This window comes from Pseudomonas sp. GL_093 (assembly GCF_057837605.1).
Genome location: NZ_CM174448.1, coordinates 134,132 through 158,433 on the forward strand (window position 1 = coordinate 134,132; position 24,302 = coordinate 158,433).

Consider the following 24,302-nt stretch of genomic DNA (forward strand, 5'->3'; position numbering starts at 1 on the left):
GCAGCATAGGCCAACTGGACGCGAGTATGCGGTGCGGCGACGAAATCGTCACCGGGGTGTTGGGCGCAAACGTGACGGCCGCCCCATAAGGGCGGCCGTTTTTCGTTGGATCAGGTGTTGTTGTGATCGATTTTGATGGTTGGGTCACTGCCGGCAATCAACGAGTTGATGTTGGCGCTGGACCAGTTGTTGCCTTCCAGCTTGATCGTCACATCTGGTGCTGCCGCTGCGGCGTCGGCGCCGTTGAACTTGCCGGCGGAGCTGACTTGCAGGGACGAAACGCCATCCACGGTGGTGATCTTCAGGAAGTTGTCGATGGTGCTGCCGGTTTCACCCTGCAGCAGATCGCGCAAGTCGATGCGGTCGCCCTCGCTGGCCTTGAAGTCCTTGATCACGTCGCTGCCGGTGTCACCAGCCTTCCAGACGAAGGTGTCGGCACCTGAGCCGCCGATCAGAATATCGTTGCCCTGACCGCCCATCAGCGAGTCATTACCCGAGCCACCGAGCAGGATGTCATTGCCCTTGCCGGCGTCGAGCAGGTCGTTGCCACCCTGGCCGAAGAGAATGTCATTGCCGGCACCGCCCAGCAGCGAGTCATTACCGTCGTGTGCCCCGGACACATCGAACGCGGTGTAGTGCTCGGTGATGAACTGGTGCACGTTGCTGGTGGTGACTTTGCTGGCGTCCACGCCGGTTTGCTGGGCGACGAACGCCTGCATCGCCTGATAACCCTCACCGGCGACACCGTTGAAGCTCACCAGGTCGCCGAACAAGATGTCGTTGCCGTCACCGCCATTGACCGTGTCGGCACCTGGCATCGTCGCTTCGGTATGGCCGATGATCGAGTTGGCCAGGTCTTTCGGGTCAATGTTGGTTTGTGGCGTTTGATCCGAGTCGTATGGCTTCAGATCAGCAAGGGTGACGTCCTTGTTTATGCCGATGGCTTCTACCGTCGAGACCTTGCCCAGCAGCGCGAAGCTGTCAGTGGAGTTGTCGATGGCATCCCAGCTGGTGCTGCTGCCGGTACCATCGCGATAGGACAGCTCGTACGTGCCGTTACCCTCGGCATGGAGGGTGCCCAGTTCGTCGCTGTTCCAGCGCCCCGAGTTTTTCTGAGTCTGCAGCGTGACATTGCCGGCGCTGTCGATGGTCAGGTAGTGAGTGCTGTCCAGGTAGTTGGAATAAGTCTGCCCCAACTTGTAATTGGAGGTGGTGATGACGTCATCGAGCTTCACATTGCCGAACAAGGTCGGGTTGGTTTGCTCGCCGCTCTGGTAGTAGGTCGGCTTGCCATCGGTGATGAAATACGTGAGGTTCTTCGCACCGGTGTTGGCCATCGGGTCGGCACTCTGGAACCAGTTGGCCGTGGTTTTGAACACGTCCTCGTAGTTGGTGCCGCCGCCGGATGACATCGAGTCCAGAACGGATTTGAGCAAGGTCAGGGCATTCGGGTCGTTCAGGTTCACCGACACCGACTTGTTGACCTGGTTGTCGAAGTCCGCCAGGAAGATATTCACCGTCCCCGAATTGCCGCCCATGCTCTGCTTGAGGGTGTTGAACACCGAGGTCAGCGAGTCCTTGGCTGAGTTGATCGACGACGCGCTCATACTGCCCGAGCTGTCGACCATGAACGCAATGTTGTAGTTGGTGCCCGGCACCACGGTCAGCCCGCCAATATCGGCGACCATGATGTCGTTGCCGTCGGTGCCGGTGATGGTGTCGTTGGCAGCTGTGGCGGTGACAGCGTTGTAGACCGTCGGGTAAACCGTCACCGGGATCGTCGCGGTGCTTTGCGCCGAACCGCCGAGCGATTCGGTGGAGGTCGAGGTCACGGTCAGGTTGAACTGGCCGTTGTAGTACGGTGGCGGAGTGACGGTCAGGGAGCCGAGGTTCCAGCCCGTGACGTTGGCTTCGCCGAAGGTCGCGCTGGCGGTGAAGGTGTGGCCGGCGCCATCGGTCAGTACCGAGCCCGCCGGAATCCCGCTGATTTTCACGCTCAGGCTTTCGGAGCCGTCGATGTCTGTCAAAGCAGTCTTGATCGCGGACAGGTGAACGCTGGTCCCTTCCGCGGCTTCATTGAGTTTGTAGCCTTCGTAGTAGCCTTCGCCGCTGGTGCCGTGCAAATCGGACACCGTCACGCCGGAAGCGGCAAGGTCCGCGATGCCGGTGTACAGCGGCACGCCGGCGCTGCTCAGGTCGACCGCGGCACTGCCGTTGACCGACAGGTTGACGTCATAGTTACCCGGGCCGCTCTGGTTGTGGTGGTAGATGTCCAGGGTGTAGTAACCGCTGGTGGTCGGGGTGAACGAACCGTTCAGACTGCCGCCCGCGCCCCACGTCGTGGCCGCCACGTTTTTACCGCCGATGGTCACCAACAGGCTGTCATCGCCGGTGCCGCTGAAGGTGTAGGTCTTGCCGGCTTCGAGGTAGATCAGGCCGGAGGTTTTCGAAGCCGTGCCAGCCGCGACGCTGCCGTCGGACTGCACGTTGGTCACCGTGGCGCTGGAGTTTGGTTTGCCCGCGCCGTCAATGACACTTTTCAGGGTGCCGGTGTTTGCGCCGCTGCCATCGGTGCCGAGGCCCGACAAGCCGGTCCAGACCTCTTTGATCAAGCCCGTCGAGGTTACGTTGTTGCTGGCGACGTTCAGCGTTGGTGCATCCGCCACCGGGGTGATGTCGACTTTCAAGGTTGCTTCGGTGCCCTGGTTGAAGCCGTCGGTAGGCTTGAACTTGATCTGCGCGTAGTCCGCCGCCTGGTTACCCACGCCGGTGCCGCCATATCCGTTGGCGCCCGATGCGTTGGTGGCCGGCACAAAGGTCAGTTTGCCCAGCGCGATATCCGCCTGGCTGATGGTCTGGCCCAAGGAGACCTGCATACCGTTGAACAGCAGGGTGCCGCCGGCCGATACCTGAGTGATGGTGATGCTGAGCGGGCTGTCGTTATCGACGTCGGTGACCTTGAAGTTGTCCCAGGTCAGGGTGATGGTCGAATCTTCGAGACCGGCGACAGCTCCGCCAACGGACACCGGCGCGTGGTCGTTGTCGACGATGTTGGTGCTGACATCGTTATGGGCCGAGTCGATCACCAGGCTCTCGAAATTACCGCCGCTGACCGAATCAATGGCGATCTTGAAGTTCTCGGTACCTTCGACCAACTTGTCATGAATAGTATTGATGTCGAAACCGACACTGTTGCTGTTGGCTGGAATCTTGACGGTCACCACACCGGTGTAATCCACGCCATTGGTCGCGGTGCCGGTGTATTTCAGGGTGACCGTCACTTCGGTCTGAGCGGTATTGCTCAGGGTCAGCGTGTAATGCGCAGCCTGGCCTTCGTTCACCGACGTAGCGCCGCTGATGCCAAGGGTGGTTTGCTCACCCTGGCCCGAAGGCTCGTCGGTGACGGTCGTGGTGAGTTTTGCGTCGTTCAGGGTCAGTTTTTCGAAGTTGTCGCTGCCGGTTACCGATTCCAGTTTGTTGACCAGCGAGGTTTGCCCGCCGGTGTACACGTCATCCTTGGTGACCACGGTCGCGGAACCGCTGGTGCTGTTGGCCGGCACGGTAACGATTGTGCCGTCGGTCAGCTTGAAGGTCAGCGCATCGTGGTTGCCGATGGCGATCCCGTCTTTGTTGGTCAGGGTCACGGTGTAGGTGACCGAGCCGCCTTCGGTGACGGTGGTTTTGTCCACGGTCAGCTTGGCGACGACTTCGCTGAGGGTGTCGCTGATTTGCACGGTGCCTGCGGTATCGCCGAGCACGAGGTTTTCGAAGGTCTTGCCGGTGACGGTCGCATCGGTGACTTTCAGGTTCAGAGGCCCGCCGTCTTTGAAGACGTCTTCGCCTTGAATCGGAGCGGTGTAGATCGCCTGGGTCTGACCGGCCACGATGGTGACCTTGCCGCCATTGCTCAGGGTCACGTCGAGGTTGTCACTCAGCGCCCGATCAATTTTGACGGTGAAGGCTGCGCCAACGTTTTCAGCGACTCCGCCGTTGCCGTCGATGCTCACGGTCACTTTGTCACCCTGGCCCGAAGGCTCGTCGGTGACGGTCGTGGTGAGTTTTGCGTCGTTCAGGGTCAGTTTTTCGAAGTTGTCGCTGCCGGTTACCGATTCCAGCTTGTTGACCAGCGAAGTTTGCCCGCCGGTGTACACGTCATCCTTGGTGACCACGGTCGCGGAACCGCTGGTGCTGTTGGCCGGCACGGTAACGATTGTGCCGTCGGTCAGCTTGAAGGTCAGCGCATCGTGGTTGCCGATGGCAATCCCGTCTTTGTTGGTCAGGGTCACGGTGTAGGTGACCGAGCCGCCTTCGGTGACGGTGGTTTTGTCCACGGTCAGCTTGGCGACGACTTCGCTGAGGGTGTCGGTGATTTGCACGGTGCCTGCGGTATCGCTGAGCACGAGGTTTTCGAAGGTCTTGCCGGTGACGGTCGCATCGGTGACTTTCAGGTTCAGAGGCCCGCCGTCTTTGAAGACGTCTTCGCCTTGAATCGGAGCGGTGTAGATCGCCTGGGTCTGACCGGCCACGATGGTGACCTTGCCGCCATTGCTCAGGGTCACGTCGAGGTTGTCACTCAGCGCCCGATCAATTTTGACGGTGAAGGCTGCGCCAACGTTTTCAGCGACTCCGCCGTTGCCGTCGATGCTCACGGTCACTTTGTCACCCTGGCCCGAAGGCTCGTCGGTGACGGTCGTGGTGAGTTTTGCGTCGTTCAGGGTCAGTTTTTCGAAGTTGTCGCTGCCGGTTACCGATTCCAGCTTGTTGACCAGCGAAGTTTGCCCGCCGGTGTACACGTCATCCTTGGTGACCACGGTCGCGGAACCGCTGGTGCTGTTGGCCGGCACGGTAACGATTGTGCCGTCGGTCAGCTTGAAGGTCAGCGCATCGTGGTTGCCGATGGCGATCCCGTCTTTGTTGGTCAGGGTCACGGTGTAGGTGACCGAGCCGCCTTCGGTGATGGTGGTTTTGTCCACGGTCAGCTTGGCGACGACTTCGCTGAGGGTGTCGGTGATGACCACCGACGCCGGGTTACCCACCACCAGATTTTCCAGCGCAGTGCCACCGGAGGTTGCGCCGCTGATGCCCAGCGTCGCGGTGCCGCCGTCTTTGTAGACGTCCTCGCCTTGCGGCGCCAGGGTGTGGACCTTTTCCGTTTCGCCTGCGGCGAAGGTCACCGTCTGACCGTCGCTCAACTTCACGGTCAGGGCAACAGCCTGTGCCTTGTCGAGCTTGATGGTGAAGCTCGGCGCCTGGTTTTCCAGCACCGCGCCGTTGCCGACGATGGTGATGCCGACTTTGTCGCCCTGGTTGTCGATTGAGGTACCCGAACCTGATTCGTCCGTCACGGCGGTTTGTGTCGAATTCTGAGCCAGGGTCAGTTGTTGGAAGTTGTCAGCACCGCTGACGCTTTCGAGTTTGTTGACGATGGCCGGTTGACCGCCCATCAGGATGTCGTCCGGGGCGTTAATGCTGAACGAGCCCGACGCCGCGTTGGCCGGTACTTTGACGAGTGTGCCGTCGGACAGCTTGAAGGTCAGCTCGTCGTGGCTGCTGATGGCGATCCCGTCCTTGTTGGACAGGGTCACGGTGTAAGTGATCTGGCCACCTTCGGCCACGGAGGTTTTATCCACCGTGAGGGTTGCGACCACTTCGCTGACGGGGGCCGTCGGGTAAACCGTGACCGGGATCGTCGCGGTACTTGGCGCCGAACCGCCGAGGGTCTCGGTGGACGTCGATGTGACGGTCAGGTTGAACTGGCCGTTGTAGTTCGCCGGCGGGGTCACGGTCAGGGTGCCGAGGCTCCAGCCGGTGACGTTGGCTTCGCCGGACGTCGCGGTCGCGGTGAAAGTGTGGCCGGCGCCATCGGTGAGGACCGATCCGGCTGGGATGCCGCTGATCTTCACGCTCAGGATTTCGGAGCCGTCGGTGTCGGTCAGTGCGGTGTTGATGACGGACAGGTGAACGCTGGTACCTTGCGCGCCTTCGTTGAGTTTGTAGCCTTCGTAATAGCCTTCACCGTTACTGCCGTGCAGATCGGAAACCGTCACGCCTGCATGGGTAAGGTCGGCAACGCCGGTGTAGATCGGCACGCCAGCACTGCTCAGGTCGACCGCCGGACTGCCGTTGACGGACAGGTTGACGTCGTAGTTTCCCGGGCCGTTCTGGTTATGGTGGTAGATGTCCAGCGTGTAGTAGCCACTGGCAGACGGTGTGAACGAACCGTTCAGGTTGGCCCCGGCGCCCCACGTAGTGGCTGCGACGTTCTTGCCGCCAATGGTCACCAGCAAGCTGTCATCGCCAGTGCCGCTGAAGGTGTACGTCTTGCCGGCTTCGAGATAGATCAGCCCGGAGGTTTTCGACGCGGTGCCTTGGGCCACATCGCCCTCGGATTGCACGTTGCTGACGGTGCTGCTGGAGTTCGGCGTGCCCGCGCCATCGATGACACTTTTCAGCGTGTTCGTCGCTGCGCCATTGCCATCGGTGCCCAGGCCCGACAGACCGGTCCAGACCTCTTTGATCAGGCCCGTCGAGGTTACGTTGTTACCGGCGACATTCAGCGTTGGCGCATCCGCCACCGGGGTGATGTCGACTTTCAGGGTCGCTTCAGTGCCCTGATTGAAGCCGTCGATAGGCTTGAACTGAATCTGTGCGTAATCCGACGCTTTGTTACCTACGCCGGTTCCGCCGAAACCATCGGCGCCTGATTCATTGGCGGCGGACACAAAGGTCAGTTTGCCCAGCGCGATATCCGCCTGGCTGATGGTCTGGCCCAAGGTGACCTGCGCGCCGTTGAACAGCAGGGTGCCACCGCCCGATACCTGGGTAATGGTGATACCCAGAGGGCTGTCGTTATCGAGGTCGGTGACCTTGAAGTCGTTCCAGCTCAAGGTGATGGTCGAATCTTCGAGACCGGCGACAGCACCGCCGGCAGACACAGGCGCGTGGTCGTTGTCGGTGATGGTGACGCTGGTCTTGTCGGCGCTCAGTACCAGGTTTTCGAAGGTGTTGGTGCCCGAGACGCCCGTCAGTTGATTAACCACCGTCACCGGCTGGTTGACGTAGTGGTTGTCCTGTGTGGTCACCACGGTGCTGCCGCTGGTTTGGTTGGCCGCGACCTTGACCACGGTGCCGTCAGTCAACGTAAAGGACAGGTCGCCATGGTTATTGACCGGCAGGCCATCGGCGTTGGTCAGGGTCACGGTGTAGGTGACTTTGCCGCCTTCGGTGACGCTGGCGTTATCCACCGTCAGTTTGGCGACCACGTCGTTGATCGTGTCAGTGATGTCCGTGGACACCAGCGACTTGTCCGGCACCAGGCTTTCGAATTTGCCGCCGCTGACCTCATCGATGCTGGCGGTGACTTTGCCGGCGTCCAGGTACACGTCGTCTTTCGGTGCGTCCACGCTGACGTGGCCGGACACAGCATCCTTGAGGATGGTGATGATCGCGCCGTTGCTCAGTTTCACGGTCATGTCGCTGCCGGCGGCATGGGACAAGGTCGCGGTGTAGACGATTTGCCCGCCTTCCTGCACCGAACCGCTGGCGCTGAGGGTCAGGCTGGTGGTGTCGGCGGTGTCGGTTACTTTGGTGACGACGGCGGAGCGGTCGGTGTCGAGTTGTTCGAAGTTGCCGCCAGTGCTGTCCGCGATCGCTGCCCTGACAGGCGCCGCGCCGGTGTAGACATCATTTGGCACGGTGTACGGCGCCGAACCGCTGGACTCGCCGGCCTTGATGTTGATCACCAGGCCGTTGTTCAGGGTCACGGTCATCGCCGTGTCGGCCGGGTGGTTAAGCGTGGCGGTGTAGACGATCTGGCCACCTTCGCCGACGGTGCTCACATCGGCGCTGAGCTTCAGCGTAGTGGTGTCGGTGGTGTCATTGACGGTGGTGGTGTGGGTGGTCTGGCTGACGTCGAGCTTCTCAAAGTTGCCGCCGCTGGTGCCGGCGATGCCGACGGTGATCTTGCTGCCGTCCTTGTAGACGTCATCGGCTGGCGCCGGGAGGGTGATGGAACCCGACTTGTCGCCAGCCTTGATCACCACGTTCTCGCCATTGCTCAGCTTGACCGTCATGTCAGTACCGGCGGCGTTGCTGAGGTTGACGGTGTAAGTGATCGTGCCGCCCTCGACCACGTAATCGCTGGCGGTCATGGTCACTTTGGTGGTGTCCACGGTATCGCTGACAGTGGTGTCCGCCGGTTTGCTGTCGATGCTCAGTTTTTCGAAGTTACCGCCCTTCGCATCGTCAATCTTCACGCTCATGGAGCTGCCGCCAGCCAAGGCATCGTTTGGCGCGATGAAGTTCACACTGGCGCTGCTGGCGCCAACCGGAATGGTGATGGTTTGACCGTTGGAAAGGGTCACGACCACCGGCGAGCCAGTGACTTCAGCCGACACGGACGCGGTGTAAACCACGGTGCCGCCTTCGGCGACAGTGCCGTTGGCGGTCGTCAGGCTGACCGTCGACGTGTTGATCGTGTCAGTCACCTCAGTGACTGCCGCCGCCGGGCTGGTGACCAGGTTCTCGAAGTTGCCGCCGGTAGCGGTGCTGATCGTGGCGCTGACTTTGCCGGCGTCGATGTAGGCATCGTCTTTCGGCGCGGCGACGGTGACGGAACCGCTGGTAGCGTTGGCGGCGATGGTGATGACTGCGCCGTTGCTCAGGGTGACAGTGACCGGAGTGCCGGCCGCATGGGTCAGGTTCGCGGTGTAAACGATGGAGCCGCCTTCAGCCACCGAATCTGTAGCGGTCAGGCTAACCGTCGTGGTGTCAGCCGTATCGGTAATCGAGGTGTTCGCCGGCTTGCCGTTAACTTCCAGCTTCTCGTAATTACCACCCTTGGCATCGTCGATTTTGACGCTCAAGGAGCCGCCGCCCACGAGGGCATCGTTTGGCGCGGTGAAGTTCACGCTGGCACTGCTCGAACCGACCGGAATGGTGATGGTCTGGCCGTTGGACAGGGTCACGACCACCGGCGAACCAGTGACTTCAGCCGACACGGACGCGGTGTAAACCACGGTACCACCTTCGGCGACAGTGCCGTTGGCGGTCGTCAGGCTGACCGTCGAGGTGTTGATGGTGTCAGTCACTTCCGTGACTGCCGCCGTCGGGCTGGTCACCAGGTTCTCGAAGTTGCCACCGCTGGCATCCTTGATAGTCGCTTCAACTTTGCCCGCGTCTTTGTAGACGTCGTCTTTCGGTGCGGCCACGCTGACATGGCCGGACACCGCATCCTTGAGGATGGTGATGGTCGCACCGTTGCTCAGCTTCACGGTCATGTTGCTGCCGGCGGCCTGGGACAGGGTCGCGGTGTAGACGATCTGGCCACCTTCCTGGACTGAGCCGCTAGCGCTCAATGTCAGGTTGGTGGTGTCAGCGGTGTCGGTGACTTTGGTGACGATGGCCGAGCGATCGGTGTCCAGTTGTTCGAAGTTGCCGCCGGTGGTTTCCTTGATCGAGGCAAGGATGTCCGCTGCGCCGGTGTAGACGTTGTTCGGTACGGTGAAAGACGCAGAGCCGCTGGACTCGCCGGCCTTGATGTTGATCACCAGACCGTTGTTCAGGGTCACGGTCATCGCCGTGTCCGCTGGGTGGTTCAGGGTCGCGGTGTAGTTGATCTGACCACCTTCGCCGACGCTGCCCACGTCTGCGCTGAGTTTCAGCGTGGTGGTGTCGATCGTATCTTTGACGGTGGTGGTGTGCGCGGCTTTGTTGACGTCGAGCTTCTCGAAGTCGCCGCCGCTGGTGCTGTCGATGCGGACGGTGATTTTGCTGCCGTCCTGGTAGACGTCATCGGCCGGTGCAGGAACGGTAATGGAGCCCGACTTGTCGCCGGCCTTGATCACGATGCTTTCGCCGTTGCTCAACTTGACCGTCATGTCGCTGCCAGCGGCATTCGTCAGGTTGGCGGTGTAGGTGATGTTGCCGCCTTCAAGCACCTGACCGCTGGCGGTCATGGTCACTTTGGTGGTGTCCAGGGTGTCGCTGATGGCGGTCGAGGTCGGGGTCTTGTCGGCGACCAGATTCTCGTAATTGCCGCCGGTTACATCCTTGATCGCGTTGGTCAGCGGCTCGTGGCCGACCAATGCGTCATTCGGGGCTTTAACGGTGATCGAGGCCGTGCTTTCACCGACCGGGATGGTGATTTTTTCACCGTTGGCCAGGGTGACGACCACGTCCTTGCCGGTGACCTTCGAGGTCACGGAAGCGGTGTACACCACGTTGCCGCCTTCGGCTGCGGTGGGCGTTGCCTTCAGGCTGACCGTTGACGTATTGAGGGTGTCAGTCACTTCCGTGACCGCCGCTGCCGGGCTGGTGACCAGGTTTTCGAAGTTACCGCCGCTGGCGCCTTTGATGGTCGCTTCGACTTTTCCCGCATCTTTATAGACGTCATCGGCAGGTGCCTTGACGGTCACGGAGCCGCTGGTGGCGTTGGCGGCGATGGTGATCACTGCGCCGTTGCTCAGGGTGACAGTGACCGGCGTGCCAGCCGCGTGGGTCAGGTTCGCGGTGTAAACGATGGAGCCGCCTTCAGCGACTGAATCGGTAGCCGTCAGGCTAACAGTCGTGGTGTCCACCGTATCGGTAATCGAGGTGTCCGCCGACTTGCCGTTAACTTCCAGCTTCTCGTAATTGCCGCCCTTGGCGTCGTTGATTTTGACGCTCAGGGAGCCGCCGCCGGCCAGGGCATCGTTCGGCGCGGTGAAGTTTACGCTGGCGCTGCTCGAACCGACCGGAATGGTGATGGTTTGACCGTTGGAAAGGGTCACAACCACGGGCGAGCCAGTAACTTCAGCAGACACGGACGCGGTGTAAACCACGGTGCCGCCTTCGGCCACAGTGCCGTTGGCGGTCGTCAGGCTGACCGTCGACGTATTGATCGTGTCAGTCACCTCGGTGACCGCAGCTGCGGGGCTGGTCACCAGGTTTTCGAAGTTGCCGCCGCTGGCGTCCTTGATGGTCGCTTCAACTTTGCCGGCATCTTTGTAGACGTCATCGGCAGGTGCCTTGACGGTTACGGAACCGCTGGTCGCGTTGGCCGCGATGGTGATCACGGCGCCGTTCGACAGGTTCACGGTCACTGGCGTGCCGGCAGCGTGGGTCAGGTTCGCGGTGTAGACGATCGAGCCGCCTTCAGCCACTGACCCAGTCGCGCTGAGGCTAACCGTCGTGGTGTCCACCGTATCGGTAATCGAGGTGTCCGCCGGCTTGCCGTTAACTTCCAGCTTCTCGTAATTGCCGCCCTTGGCGTCGTCGATCTTGACGCTCAGCGAGCCGCCACCGGCCAGGGCATCGTTCGGCACAGTGAAGTTCACGCTGGCGCTGCTGGCGCCAACCGGAATGGTGATGGTTTGACCGTTGGAAAGGGTCACGACCACCGGCGAACCAGTGACTTCAGCCGACACGGACGCGGTGTAAACCACGGTGCCGCCTTCGGCGACAGTGCCGTTGGCGGTCGTCAGGCTGACCGTCGACGTGTTGATCGTGTCAGTCACCGCAGTGACTGCTGCCGCCGGGCTGGTGACCAGGTTTTCGAAGTTGCCGCCACTGGCGTCCTTGATGGTCGCTTCAACTTTGCCGGCATCTTTGTAGACGTCATCGGCAGGTGCCTTGACGGTGACGGAGCCGCTGGTAGCGTTGGCGGCGATGGAGATCACGGCGCCGTTCGACAGGTTCACGGTGACCGGTGTGCCGGCAGCGTGAGTCAGCGTCGCGGTGTAGACAATCGAACCGCCTTCCGCCACCGAATCTGTAGCGCTCAGGCTCAGGGTGGTGGTGTCTTTGACGTCGGTTACCGACGTGACTGCCGGGGTTTGATTCGCCACCAGGTTTTCGTAGTTGCCACCGGTGGTGCCGTCGATTTTCACGCTCAGCGAACCGCCGCCAGCCAGTGCGTCGTTCGGTGCGGTGTATTTCACGCTGGCGCTGCTGGCGCCGACCGGAATGGTAATGCTCTGGCCGTTGGACAAGGTCACGACAACCGGCGAACCGGTCACTGGCGCATTGACCGAAGCGGTGTACACCACGGTGCCGCCTTCAGCCACAGTGCTGTTGGCCGTCAGACTGACTGTCGAGGTATTGAGGGTGTCGGTCACGTCGGTAACCGCTGGCGTCTTGTCGGTCACCAGGTTCTCGAAGTTGCCGCCGGCAGTCTTGGTGATGCTGGCTTCGACTTTGCCGGCGTCTTTGTAGACGTCATCCTTCGGTGCGGCGAAGTTCACCGAACCTGTGGTGGCATCCTTGGCAATGTGGATCACCGCGCCGTTGTTCAACGTCACGGTCATGGCGGAGCCGGCGGCGTGGGTCAGGGTCGCGGTGTAGACGATCGAACCGCCCTCGGCGACCGAACCGGTGGCGCTCAGGCTCAGGCCGGTGGTGTCTGCCGAATCGGTGACGGTGGTAACCGCCGGCGAATGGTCGGTGACGACTTTTTCGAAGTTGCCGCCGCTCTGGCTGGCAATCGTAGCCTGGACTTTGCCGCCGTCGATGTACGGGGTATTGGCCGGTGCAGCGAAGTTGACTGAACCGGTGGTGGCGCCGGCGGCGATGTTGATCACGGCGCCGTTGCTCAACTTCACGGTCATGGCCGTGTCTGTCGGGTTGCTCAGGGTCGCGGTGTAGGTGATCTGGCCACCTTCGCTGACGGTGTGGCTGGCCGACAGCGACAGGGACGTGGAGTCGACCGTGTCTTTGACGGTGGTGGTCACTGACGCTTTGCTGATGTCGAGATTTTCGAAGTTGCCGCCAGTGGCATCCGTCATCGTCACGATGAGTTTGCCGGCATCCTTGTGGACGTCATCACTTGGCGCCGCGATGGTCACCGATCCGCTGGTTTTGCCGGCGTCGATGGTGATGGTCTCGCCGTTGCTCAGCTTGACGGTCACTGGCGTTTGCGCGGCGTTGGTGAGGGTCGCGGTGTAGGTGATGTGCGAGCCTTCGAGCACCGATTTTTCAGCGCTGAGGGTCAGGTGCGTGGTGTTGGTGGTGTCCGCCACGTTGGTCACGGCCGGGGTCGGGCTGGTGACCAGGTTTTCAAAGTTGCCGCCGGCGGCGTCCTTGATGGTGACTTCCAGTTTGCCGGCGTCCTTGTAGACGTCGTCTTTCGGCGCATCGACTTTCACGGTGCCGGTGGTTTTACCGGCATCGATGGTGATGGTCGCGCCGTTGCTCAACGTCACGGTCACTGGGCTGCCGGCCGCATGGGTCAGGGTGGCGGTGTAGGTGATCTGGCCACCTTCTTTGACGTTGCCAGTGGCGCTCAGCGACAGGGTGGTGGTGTCGATGGTGTCGGTCACGCTGGTGCTGACCGGGGTTTTATCGGCGACCAGGTTTTCGTAGTTGCCGCCGCTGACTTTGGTGATCGAATTGGTCAACGGCGCGTGGCCGCTAAGCACATCGTTGGAGACCACGGCATTGACCGTGCCGCTGCTTTGGCCAATGCCAATGGTGATGGTCTGACCGTTGGACAAGGTCACCACCACCGGCGAACCGGTGACCGGTGCGCTGACCGACGCGGTGTAAACCACGGTACCGCCTTCGGCAACAGTGCCGTTGGCGGTCAGGGTGACGGTCGAGGTGTCGAGGGTATCGGTGACGGTAGTAACGGCCGCAGCGGGGCTTTTGACCAGGTTTTCAAAGTTACCGCCGGTAGCATCCGTCATCGTTACGGTGAGCTTGCCGGCATCTTTGTAGACGTCATCGCTTGGCGCCGCGATGGTCACCGATCCGCTGGTTTTGCCGGCGTCGATGGTGATGGTCTCGCCGTTGCTCAGCTTGACGGTCACTGGCGTTTGCGCGGCGTTGGTGAGGGTCGCGGTGTAGGTGATGTGCGAGCCTTCGAGCACCGATTTTTCAGCGCTGAGGGTCAGGTGCGTGGTGTTGGTGGTGTCCGCCACGTTGGTCACGGCCGGGGTCGGGCTGGTGACCAGGTTTTCAAAGTTGCCGCCGGCGGCGTCCTTGATGGTGACTTCCAGTTTGCCGGCGTCCTTGTAGACGTCGTCTTTCGGCGCATCGACTTTCACGGTGCCGGTGGTTTTACCGGCATCGATGGTGATGGTCGCGCCGTTGCTCAACGTCACGGTCACTGGGCCGCCGGCCGCATGGGTCAGGGTGGCGGTGTAGGTGATCTGGCCACCTTCTTTGACGTTGCCAGTGGCGCTCAGCGACAGGGTGGTGGTGTCGATGGTGTCGGTCACGCTGGTGCTGACCGGGGTTTTATCGGCGACCAGGTTTTCGTAGTTGCCGCCGCTGACTTTGGTGATCGAATTGGTCAACGGCGCGTGGCCGCTAAGCACATCGTTGGAGACCACGGCATTGACCGTGCCGCTGCTTTGGCCAATGCCAATGGTGATGGTCTGACCGTTGGACAAGGTCACCACCACCGGCGAACCGGTGACCGGTGCGCCGACCGAGGCGGTGTAAACCACGGTGCCACCTTCGGCGACAGTGCCGTTGGCGGTCGTCAGGCTGACCGTCGACGTGTTGATCGTGTCAGTCACCTCAGTGACTGCCGCCGCCGGGCTGGTCACCAGGTTTTCGAAGTTGCCGCCGGTAGCGGTGCTGATCGTGGCGCTGACTTTGCCGGCGTCGATGTAAGCATCGTCTTTCGGCGCATCGACGGTGACAGAACCGCTGGTGGCGTTGGCGGCGATGGTGATGACTGCGCCGTTGCTCAGGGTGACGGTCACGGGCGTGCCGGCCGCGTGGGTCAGGTTCGCGGTGTAGACGATCGAACCACCTTCAGCGACCGAACCGGTAGCCGTCAGGCTAACCGTCGTGGTGTCAACCGTATCGGTAATCGAGGTGTCCGCCGGCTTGCTGTCGACTTCCAGCTTTTCGAAGTTGCCGCCCTTGGCGTCATCAATCTTGACGCTCAGGGAGCCGCCGGCCAGGGCATCGTTCGGCGCGGTGAAGTTCACGCTGGCACTGCTCGAACCGACCGGAATGGTGATGGTCTGGCCGTTGGACAGGGTCACGACGACCGGCGATCCAGTGACTTCAGCAGACACTGACGCGGTGTAAACCACGATCCCGCCTTCGGTCACAGAGCCGTTGGCCGTCAGGCTGACCGTCGAGGTGTTGATCGTGTCAGTCACCTCGGTCACTGCCGGAACCGTGCTCGGGACCAGGTTTTCGAAGTTACCGCCGGTGGCGGTGCTGATCGTGGCGCTGACCTTGCCGGCGTCGATGTAGGCATCGTCTTTCGGCGCATCGACGGTGACGGAACCGCTGGTAGCGTTGGCGGCGATGGTGATCACTGCGCCGTTGCTCAGGGTGACGGTCACCGGCGTACCGGCCGGGTTGGTCAGGGTCGCGGTGTAGGTGATCTGACCGCCCTCTGCCACTTCGGTGGACGCCGACAGGCTCAGGCCGGTGTTGTCTTTCGAATCGGTTACGGTGGTCAGCGCCGGCACGGTGCTTGGAATCAGCTGCTCGAAATTACCGCCAGTGGTCCCGGTGATGGTGGTACTGACGGTGCTGCCATTGTTGTAGACATCATTGGCTGCGGTGTCGACGGTCACGCTGCCGGTGGTCTTGCCCGCTTCGATGGTGATGACCGAGCCATTGCTCAAGGTCACGGTCATCGGCGTACCAGCCGGGTTGGTCAGGGTCGCGGTGTAGGTGATCTGACCGCCTTCGACGACGGTACCGGTGGCGGTGAGGCTCAGGCTGGTGTTGTCGGCCGAGTCGGTAATGGTGGTGACCGCTGGCGTGGTGCTCGGCACCAGGTTCTCGAAGTTGCCGCCGGTGGCTCCAGTGATCGTGGTGCTAACGGTGCTGCCGTTCTGATAAACGTCGTTGGCCAGGGTGTCGACGTTCACGGAGCCGGTGGTCTTGCCAGCGTCGATAGTGATGATCGAGCCGTTGGACAGCGTGATGGTGACCGGCGTCTGCGCCGGGTTGGTCAATGTCGCGGTGTAGGTGATCTGGCCGCCTTCGGTAACGTTGGCGCCAGCGGTCAAGGTGACCGTGGTGGTATCGACGGTGTCGGTGACCTGGGTCACGGCCGGGGTCGTCGGCGGGGTAACGATGATGCCGCTGCCACCCGTGGTGCCGGTGACGGTCACGTTGATTTGGGTCGGGTCGTTATAAACAGAATCGTTCGGCGCAAGCGGAACGTTGACGGTACCGGTCAACTGGCCAGCCTGGATCACAATCACCGAGCCATTGGACAGGGTGATGGTCAGGTCGGTCAGCGGAGCCTGGGTCAACGTGGCGGTGTAAACCAGTACGCCGCCGGCCTCGGTGATGGTCGGCGTGGCGCTCAAGTTCAGGGTCGATTCACGCTGCACGTTGGCGCTGGTACCGGCCGTCTGGCCGCCGATGGTGTTCTGTGCAGCCAACGCGGCAGTGCCGATGCCCGCAGTCGGGAAACCAATGGTCGGGTCCACCCGGCCAGCGGTTGCCTCCAGAGCCACGAAGCTGTGACCGCCACCGGTAGAGCCGCCTCCGCTCATAACGGTAGGGCCGGCCGCGGTGGCTTCAAGATCGGTGGTCGGGTCGGCGCCGGCAGCGATGGCTTGCTGCAGCTCTTCAACCGATGGCGCGGCTTGTGCAGTGGCTTGTGCAAGGTCAGCGCTGGAGTCCGGATCGCTACCGCTCCACTGAGTGTCGCGGCCCAGGTCCAGGGTCCGGCCGTCAGCCAGTTCGAGCGTGACGGCGCCTGCTGCGCCAGTGTCTACCTGATCACCTACAAACAACCGATCGCCTTCAACGAGTACGCGGCGCACGCCCTCTGGGGACACAGCGAAAACCTGACCGACAATGCTTTTGACGATGGCCACAACACTGCTCATTGAAGACTCTCCGGGTGTCGCATTCAATTGACTTCCATGGACCTGGCGGCGTGTTTGCCAAACAGTCTGGACGTACTTTCAAGGTATTAGAGGCACAACTTTGACGCGGTTATTCGTCAATAAACTGGCTATAATTTTTCGCTATAAACTTTATGCCAAACTATTGACCTTCGGCCTGTCATCCTAAACACTCGCCTCCGTAATGTCACATTGATATTTCGGTGCCGACCTGCCCCGCGAGTGTGACGCAGTTCAAACATCCAACTTTCCGACACACGGTCATTCCGGTTGTCATCATCCGATGCAGCGGCACGTTCTGCAGTGATTCAAGACAAGCAATTCCGGGAAACTCCAACAATGCGTTTGCACCTGCTCACGGCTTTACCCTTCGCCCTTGCCGCCAGTTTTGTTCAGGCGCAGTCCCTTCCGGAGGCCATGCAACAGGCACTGGATGTCCATCCGGAAATCCAGGCAGGCGTTAATAGTCGATTGGCCGCGGATTATCAGTTAAAGGCAGCAAAAGGTGGATACCTCCCACGGGTCGATCTGCTGGGCGGTTATGGTCGCGAAGGCACTGATAACGTCACCACGCGTGCCGCCGGCAACAACAATCACTGGGAAACCCTGAATCGCAGCGAATCGAGCGTGCGGTTGTCGCAAATGGTATTTGACGGTTTTGCGACGTCGAGTGAAGTGGGGCGTCAACAAGCCACTGTTAATTCCCGCGCCTATTCCTTGCTGGGCACGTCCGAACGCACCGCGCTCACCGTTGCGCAGGTGTATCTCGACGTGTTGACCCGCCGCGAATTCGTACGCCTGGCAACCGAGAACCTGAAGAGCCACGAACGGATTTTCGACCAGATCAAACTGCGCACCCAGCGCGGCGTCGGCAGCGGCGCCGACCTCGATCAGGCCGAAGCGCGCATGGCCCAGGCCCGCAACAACCTGATCACCGAGCAGACCAACCTGGCTGACGCCGAGACCAACTTCCTCAGCGCCGTCGGCCAGATGCCCGATCAGCTGGAGCGTCCTTCCGATTTCATGGCGCTGTTGCCGGCCAACCTGAATGAAGCCCGGACGCAGATGCTGGAAAACAGCCCGATCCTGCGTTCCGCCGAATCCGACATCGCCGCTGCGGAGAAACAGTACGAAGCCGCCAAGTCGACCTTCTACCCGCGCTTCGATGCCGAGTTGGGTCGCACCGCCGACAACGATCTCGATGGCCAGAACGGTCACAGCAATGAATGGCAGGCCATGTTGCGCATGCGCTTCAATCTGTATGCCGGTGGCAGCAACAAGGCTGATCTGGAATCCAAGTCCTACCAGTCCAACCAGGCACTGGATATTCGCAACAACGCCTTGCGCGTGTTGAACGAAGAGCTGGGCCTGGCCTGGAATGCCTTGAACAACGCCAACGCCCAAGTGCCGATCGCTCAGCAATATGTCGATCACAGCACCCGCGTGCGCACCGCCTATCAGAAGCAGTTCAGTCTCGGCGAGCGTACCTTGCTCGACCTGCTCGACAGTGAAAACGAGCTGTTCTCGGCTTCTCGTCGCCTGGCGGAGATCAAGAACATTCAGTTATTTACTCAGTACCGAATCAAGGCGACCATGGGCGAGTTGCTCAAGAGCCAGGGAGTGGTCGCACCGTTGGCATCCGTCGTGCAAAACGACGTGAAGCCTAAGGTTCAATTGCCCGGTATGAATTGAGCAGAACCTTCATTGTTCAATTGTTAGCCAAGAGTGTGCCGAGCGTGGAATCAGAAGTCAGTCGAGTTCAACTCATTCATGATCCACGCGCGCTGCACGACGATCCATTACTGGACGGCTTGCTGGCTCTTTGCACCCTGCATCAGAAACCGGCCAGCGCCGCGATGTTGACCACCGGCCTGCCGTTGCCCAAGCAGCGCCTGAGCGTTGAACTGCTGCCCCGCGCGGCCGCTCGCGCCGGCCTGCAAGGGCGGGTGCTGGTGCGCAAACTGGAACAGATCCCGGCGATCGCCATGCCGGCGCTGTTGCTGCTCAAGGATGGTCGCAGTGCCGTCCTGCTCGGTTGGATCGGTGACGATCAGGCGCGGCTGTTGCTTAGCGAAAGCGATGGTGGCGAAAGTGTCGTCAGCCGCGAACTGCTGGCCGATGACTACATCGGCAAAGTGTTCTTCGCTCAACCCCAGCACAAATTCGACGTCAATCACGGCACGCTGATCCCGCGCGCGCGCTCGTGGTTCCGCGACACCCTCAAGCGTTCGCGCTGGCTATACGCCGACGCCATCGCCGCCAGTTTCCTGATCAACATCATTGCCATGGCCGCGCCACTGTTCGTGATGAACGTCTACGACCGCGTCGTGCCGAACCAGGCTGAATCGACCCTGTGGGTGTTGGCCATCGGCATCACCGGGGCTTACCTGTTCGACCTGATCCTCAAGAGCCTGCGCAGCCTCTGCCTGGACCTGGCCGGGAAGAAAACCGACCTGATCATTTCGGCCACGTTGTTCGAGCGCATTGTCGGCATGGCCATGAAGTACCGCCCCGCACGGGTCGGCAGCTTCGCCCAGAACATCCATGAGTTTCAGAGCCTGCGGGACTTCCTTGCTTCGCTGACTCTCACCAGTCTGATCGACCTGCCGTTTACGCTGCTGATCTTCATGGTCATCGCGATTCTCGGCGGGCATCTGGTGTGGATTCCGGTGCTGGCGTTCCCGATTGCCCTGCTGATCGGCTATGCCTTGCAGAAGCCGCTGGTGGCGACCATGGAGCGGACCATGGCGCTGGGCGCCGAGCGTCAGTCGAGCCTGATCGAAACCCTCGCCGGCCTCGATGCAGTGAAGGTCAACAACGCCGAAAGCGAACGCCAATATCAGTGGGAGCAGACCATCGGCACCCTCAGCCGCCTCGAGCTGCGGGTAAAAATGCTCTCCGGTCTGGCGATGAACATCACCTTGCTGATCCAGCAACTGGCCGGGGTGATCATGATCGTCTTCGGCGTGTACCAGATCATCGACGGTCACCTGAGCATGGGCGGTTTGATCGCCTGCTACATGCTCAGCGGTCGCGCGCTCAGCCCGCTGGCCTCGCTGTCTGGCCTGCTGACCCGTTACCAGCAAGCGCGGGTGACCATGACTTCGGTCGATCAGATGATGGAGCTGCCGCAAGAGCGCAATTTCGAAGAGCGTCCACTGAGCCGCAAGGTGCTGCAAGGCGCCATCGAATGCCGGCAGATGAACTTCACCTACCCGAACCAACAGAACGCGGCGCTGAAGAACATCAACCTGATCATCAAGCCTGGCGAGAAGATCGGCATCATCGGGCGCAGCGGCTCGGGGAAAAGCTCCCTGGCCAAACTGCTCGTAGGCCTCTATCAGCCGGACGATGGCGCCCTGTTGGTGGATGGCGTCGATATCCGTCAGATCGACGTCAGCGAATTGCGCCACAACATTGGTTACGTGGCCCAGGATATCCAATTGCTCGCCGGGACCCTGCGCGACAACCTGGTGTCGGGCGCGCGCTATGTCGAAGACGAAATGGTGCTGCAAGCGGCCGAACTGGCCGGCGTCCACGAATTCGCCCGTCTGCACCCGCAAGGTTATGAGCTGCAAGTCGGCGAGCGTGGGCAGAACCTGTCTGGCGGTCAGCGCCAGAACGTCGCCCTGGCCCGTGCGTTGCTGCTCAACCCGCCGATCCTGCTGCTCGACGAACCGACCAGCGCCATGGACAACACCGGTGAAGAACGCCTCAAGCAACGCCTCGCGGCGGTGGTTGAAAACAAAACCGTGGTGCTGGTAACGCACCGGGCTTCGCTGTTGTCGCTGGTGGATCGTCTGATCGTCATCGACCGCGGGCAGATTCTCGCCGACGGCCCGAAAGCTGCGGTGATGGAAGCGTTGAAGAAGGGGCAGATCAGTGTTGCTTAAGTCGGGTTTCAAGAATTCGATCGGCCGTTATTTCAAAGGCACCGATTCGCTGCATGGCCAGCCACTTCCCGAGGTCAACAAAGCGCTGATCGAAGACGCCCCACGCGTGGTACGGCTGACCATCTGGGCGATCATCGGCTTCTTCGTGTTCCTGATGCTCTGGGCCAACTTCGCCGTGATCGACGAAGTCACCAAGGGCGACGGCAAAGCCATTCCGTCGTCCAAGATCCAGAAAATCCAGAACCTTGAGGGCGGCATCGTCTCCGAGTTGTACGTGACCGAAGGGCAGATTGTTGAGGCCGGCGCGCCGCTGATTCGCCTGGACGACACGCGATTCGCCTCCAACGTCGGCGAAACCGAGGCCGATCGGCTGTCGATGCTGCTGCGAGTCGAACGCTTGAGCGCGGAAGTCGACGACCGTCCGCTGAACTTCCCGACAGACGTGCTGAAGGCCGTGCCCGGTCAGGCAGCCAGCGAAGAGTCGCTGTACATCAGTCGCCGTCAGCAGTTGCACGATGAAATTGGCGGTTTGGAGGAGCAGTTGATCCAGCGTCAGCAAGAGCTGCGCGAGTTCACTTCCAAGCAGTCGCAGTACCGTAGCGGTCTCGCGCTGCAACGCCAGGAAATCAACATGTCCGAGCCGTTGGTAGCCCAGGGCGCGGTATCGCCGGTTGAAGTGCTGCGACTCAAGCGCGCCGAGGTTGAAACCCGCGGGCAACTGGATGCGACCACCCTGGCCATTCCTCGCGCCCAATCGGCGATCAAGGAAGTGCAGCGCAAGATCGACGAGACTCGTGGCAAATTCCGCAGTGAAGCACTGACTCAACTCAATGAAGCACGCACTGATCTGAACAAGGCCCAGGCCACCGGCAAGGCGCTGGAAGACCGGGTCAGCCGGACGCTGGTGACATCGCCGGTGCGCGGTATCGTCAACAAGCTGCTGGTGAACACCATCGGCGGTGTGATCCAGCCGGGCAGCGACCTGGTGGAAATCGTGCCGCTGGACGACACCTTGCTGGTTGAGGCGAAAGTTCGCCCGCAAGACATCGCCTTCCTGCATCCGGGGCAGGAAGCGACGGTGAAGTTCACGGCGTACGACTACACCATTTATGGTGGGCTGAAGGCCAAGCTTGAACAGATCGGTGCTGACACCATTACCGATGAAGACAAGAAAACCACTTACTACATCATCAAGCTGCGCACTGATCGCAGTCACTTGGGGACGGATGAAAAGCCTCTGCTGATCATCCCGGGGATGGTGGCTTCGGTGGATATCATCACGGGCAAGAAGACCATTCTCAGCTACTTGCTCAAGCCGATTATTCGGGCCCGCGCCGAGGCGTTGCACGAGCGGTAGTTCTCCTGCGCGGCTGATGGCCTCATCGCGAGCAAGCTCGCTCCCACAGGTTATGTGATCGACACACAGCCAATGTGGGAGCGAGCTTGCTCGCGATGGCGGCATTAAAATCACTGCAGCTCAAAAGCCATATCGTTATTCGCTAACGGTATTTAAATTTCAGTTCTTATATCTATAAAGTCATTCTCCTGCGTACCTGCCGACCAATCGGCGCGCCGCACGACACGAACCAACACGGGACCTCCGTGAGTTTCTTGATCGACGCGCGCGCCCTTGAGCGTGCCGTGCATGGGAGTGATTTATGTCTGCAGCAACGGCTTCCCCAAGCGCCGCGAACATCGCGCCGCAAACCTTCGACATCCGCCCGTTCAGTGGCGCTGTCGGTGCCGAAATCATCGGCCTCGACCTGTCCCGCCCGATCAATGATCAGGACTTCGCCCGCATCCACCGCGCGCACCTGGATCATCACGTCGTGGTGTTCCGCGACCAGCGCATTACCCCCGAGCAGCACATCGCTTTCAGCCGCCGTTTTGGCGTGTTGCAGATCCATGTGCTCAAGCAATTCCTGCTGGCCGGGCATCCGGAAATTCTCATCGTTTCCAACATCATCGAAAACGGCCAGTCCATCGGTCTCGGCGACGCCGGCAAGTTCTGGCATTCCGACCTTTCCTATAAAGAATTGCCAAGCCTGGGCTCGATGCTACACGCCCAGGAGTTGCCGTCCGAAGGCGGCGACACGCTCTTCGCCGACATGCACAAAGCCTGGGACAACCTGCCCGAAGCGTTGCGTAAAGCCGTCGAAGGTCGCTCGGCGGCGCACTCTTACACCGCGCGCTACAGCGAGACCAAATTCGAAGGTAATTGGCGCCCGACGTTGACCCCGGAGCAACTGGCTCAGGTCGCCGAAGTGGTTCATCCAATCGTTCGCACCCACCCGGAAAACGGTCGTAAGGCGTTGTTCGTCAGCGAGGGTTTCACCACGCGCATCGTTGGTTTGCCGGAAGACGAAAGCAAGCAACTGCTCGACGAGCTCTACGCCCACAGCGTGCTGCCGCAAAACATCTACCGCCATCAATGGCAGGCCCACGACCTGGTGTTCTGGGACAACCGTTCGCTGATTCATCTCGCCGCTGGATGCCCAAGCTACCTGCGCCGCAAGTTGCATCGCACCACCATTCAGGGCGACGCGCCTTTCTGATTTGTCGGAGAAACTCTCATGTCCAAACGTCTTCCATTTGCACCGCTGGCTGCGGCCATCGGCCTGGGTTTCAGCCTGATCGCCGGCAGCCTGGTGGCGCCGACCGTGGCCCACGCTGAAGGTGAGATCCGCATCGCCGAGCAGTTCGGCATCGTTTATCTGTTGCTCAATGTGGTGCGCGATCAAAACCTGATCGAGAAGTACGGCAAGCAGGAAGGCATCGACATCAAGGTCGACTGGACCCAGCTCTCCGGTGGTGCGGCGGTCAACGATGCGTTGCTCTCCGGTTCCATTGATATTGCCGGTGCAGGCGTCGGTCCGCTGCTGACCATTTGGGACCGTACTCACGGCAAGCAGAACGTCAAAGCCGTCGCCTCCCTCGGCAACTTCCCGTACTACCTGGTGAGCAATAATCCCAAGGTCAAAACCATCGCCGACTTCACCGAGAAGGACCGCATCGCAGTGCCGGCGGTCGGCGTGTCGGTGCAGTCGCGCATCCTGCAATACGCGGCCGCCAAACAGTGGGGCGACAAGGAATTCAATCGCCTCGACAAGTACACCATCGCCGTTCCGCACCCCGACGCCACCGCAGCGCTGATTGCCGGCGGCACCGAGTTGACCGGGCACTTTTCCAACCCGCCGTTCCAGGATCAAGAGCTGGCCAACCCTAACGTCCACGTTGTGCTGAATTCCAATGACGTGCTCGGCCCGAACTCGCCGACGGTGCTGTTCGCCACCGAAAAATTCCGCGACGAGAACCCGAAAACCTACAAGGCGTTCGTCCAGGCGCTGACTGAGGCGGCCGAGTTTGCCCAGAACGACAAAGGCGCGACGGCGGACACTTACATTCGCGTCACCAAGGCCAAAATCGACCGCGCTGCGCTGCTGAAAATCATCGATAACCCGCAGTTCGAATTCAGCGTCACGCCGAAAAACACTTACCCGCTGGCCGAGTTCCTCTACCGCGTCGGCGCGATCAAAAACAAACCGGACTCGTGGAAGGATTACTTCTTCCAGGACGCCAAACCGCTGCAAGGGGA

5 protein-coding genes and 1 pseudogene are annotated in these 24,302 nt (G+C 60.9%); 5 read left to right on the forward strand and 1 reads right to left on the reverse strand.

What is annotated here, in order from left to right:
* Nucleotides 1-110: 110 nt before the first annotated feature.
* A complete protein-coding gene (locus AC3IUE_RS00645; protein WP_489264951.1) occupies nt 111-16,796 on the reverse strand; it encodes a retention module-containing protein in 16,686 nt (5,561 codons plus the stop codon).
* A gap of 357 nt (nt 16,797-17,153) precedes the next feature.
* Between AC3IUE_RS00645 and AC3IUE_RS00650 the strand changes: the two genes are divergently transcribed.
* The 5 genes and pseudogenes from AC3IUE_RS00650 to AC3IUE_RS00670 all read left to right on the forward strand — a co-directional run.
* On the forward strand, nt 17,154-18,506 hold the full coding sequence (locus AC3IUE_RS00650) for a TolC family outer membrane protein (protein WP_056745758.1): 1,353 nt from the start codon (nt 17,154-17,156) through the stop codon (nt 18,504-18,506).
* A gap of 44 nt (nt 18,507-18,550) precedes the next feature.
* Complete coding sequence (locus AC3IUE_RS00655; protein WP_056745755.1) at nt 18,551-20,707, forward strand: type I secretion system permease/ATPase; 2,157 nt, start codon at nt 18,551-18,553, stop codon at nt 20,705-20,707.
* Nucleotides 20,697-22,064, forward strand: coding sequence for an HlyD family type I secretion periplasmic adaptor subunit (locus tag AC3IUE_RS00660; protein WP_489264954.1), 1,368 nt, complete (start codon nt 20,697-20,699; stop codon nt 22,062-22,064). The genes AC3IUE_RS00655 and AC3IUE_RS00660 overlap by 11 nt, the downstream gene beginning before the upstream one ends.
* A 301-nt stretch (nt 22,065-22,365) precedes the next feature.
* Nucleotides 22,366-23,262, forward strand: a complete 897-nt coding sequence (locus AC3IUE_RS00665; RefSeq protein WP_489264956.1) for a TauD/TfdA dioxygenase family protein — start codon at nt 22,366-22,368, stop codon at nt 23,260-23,262.
* 18 nt (nt 23,263-23,280) lie between these two features.
* Nucleotides 23,281-24,300, forward strand: a pseudogene (locus AC3IUE_RS00670) (ABC transporter substrate-binding protein); the annotation flags it as partial.
* Nucleotides 24,301-24,302 lie beyond the last annotated feature (2 nt).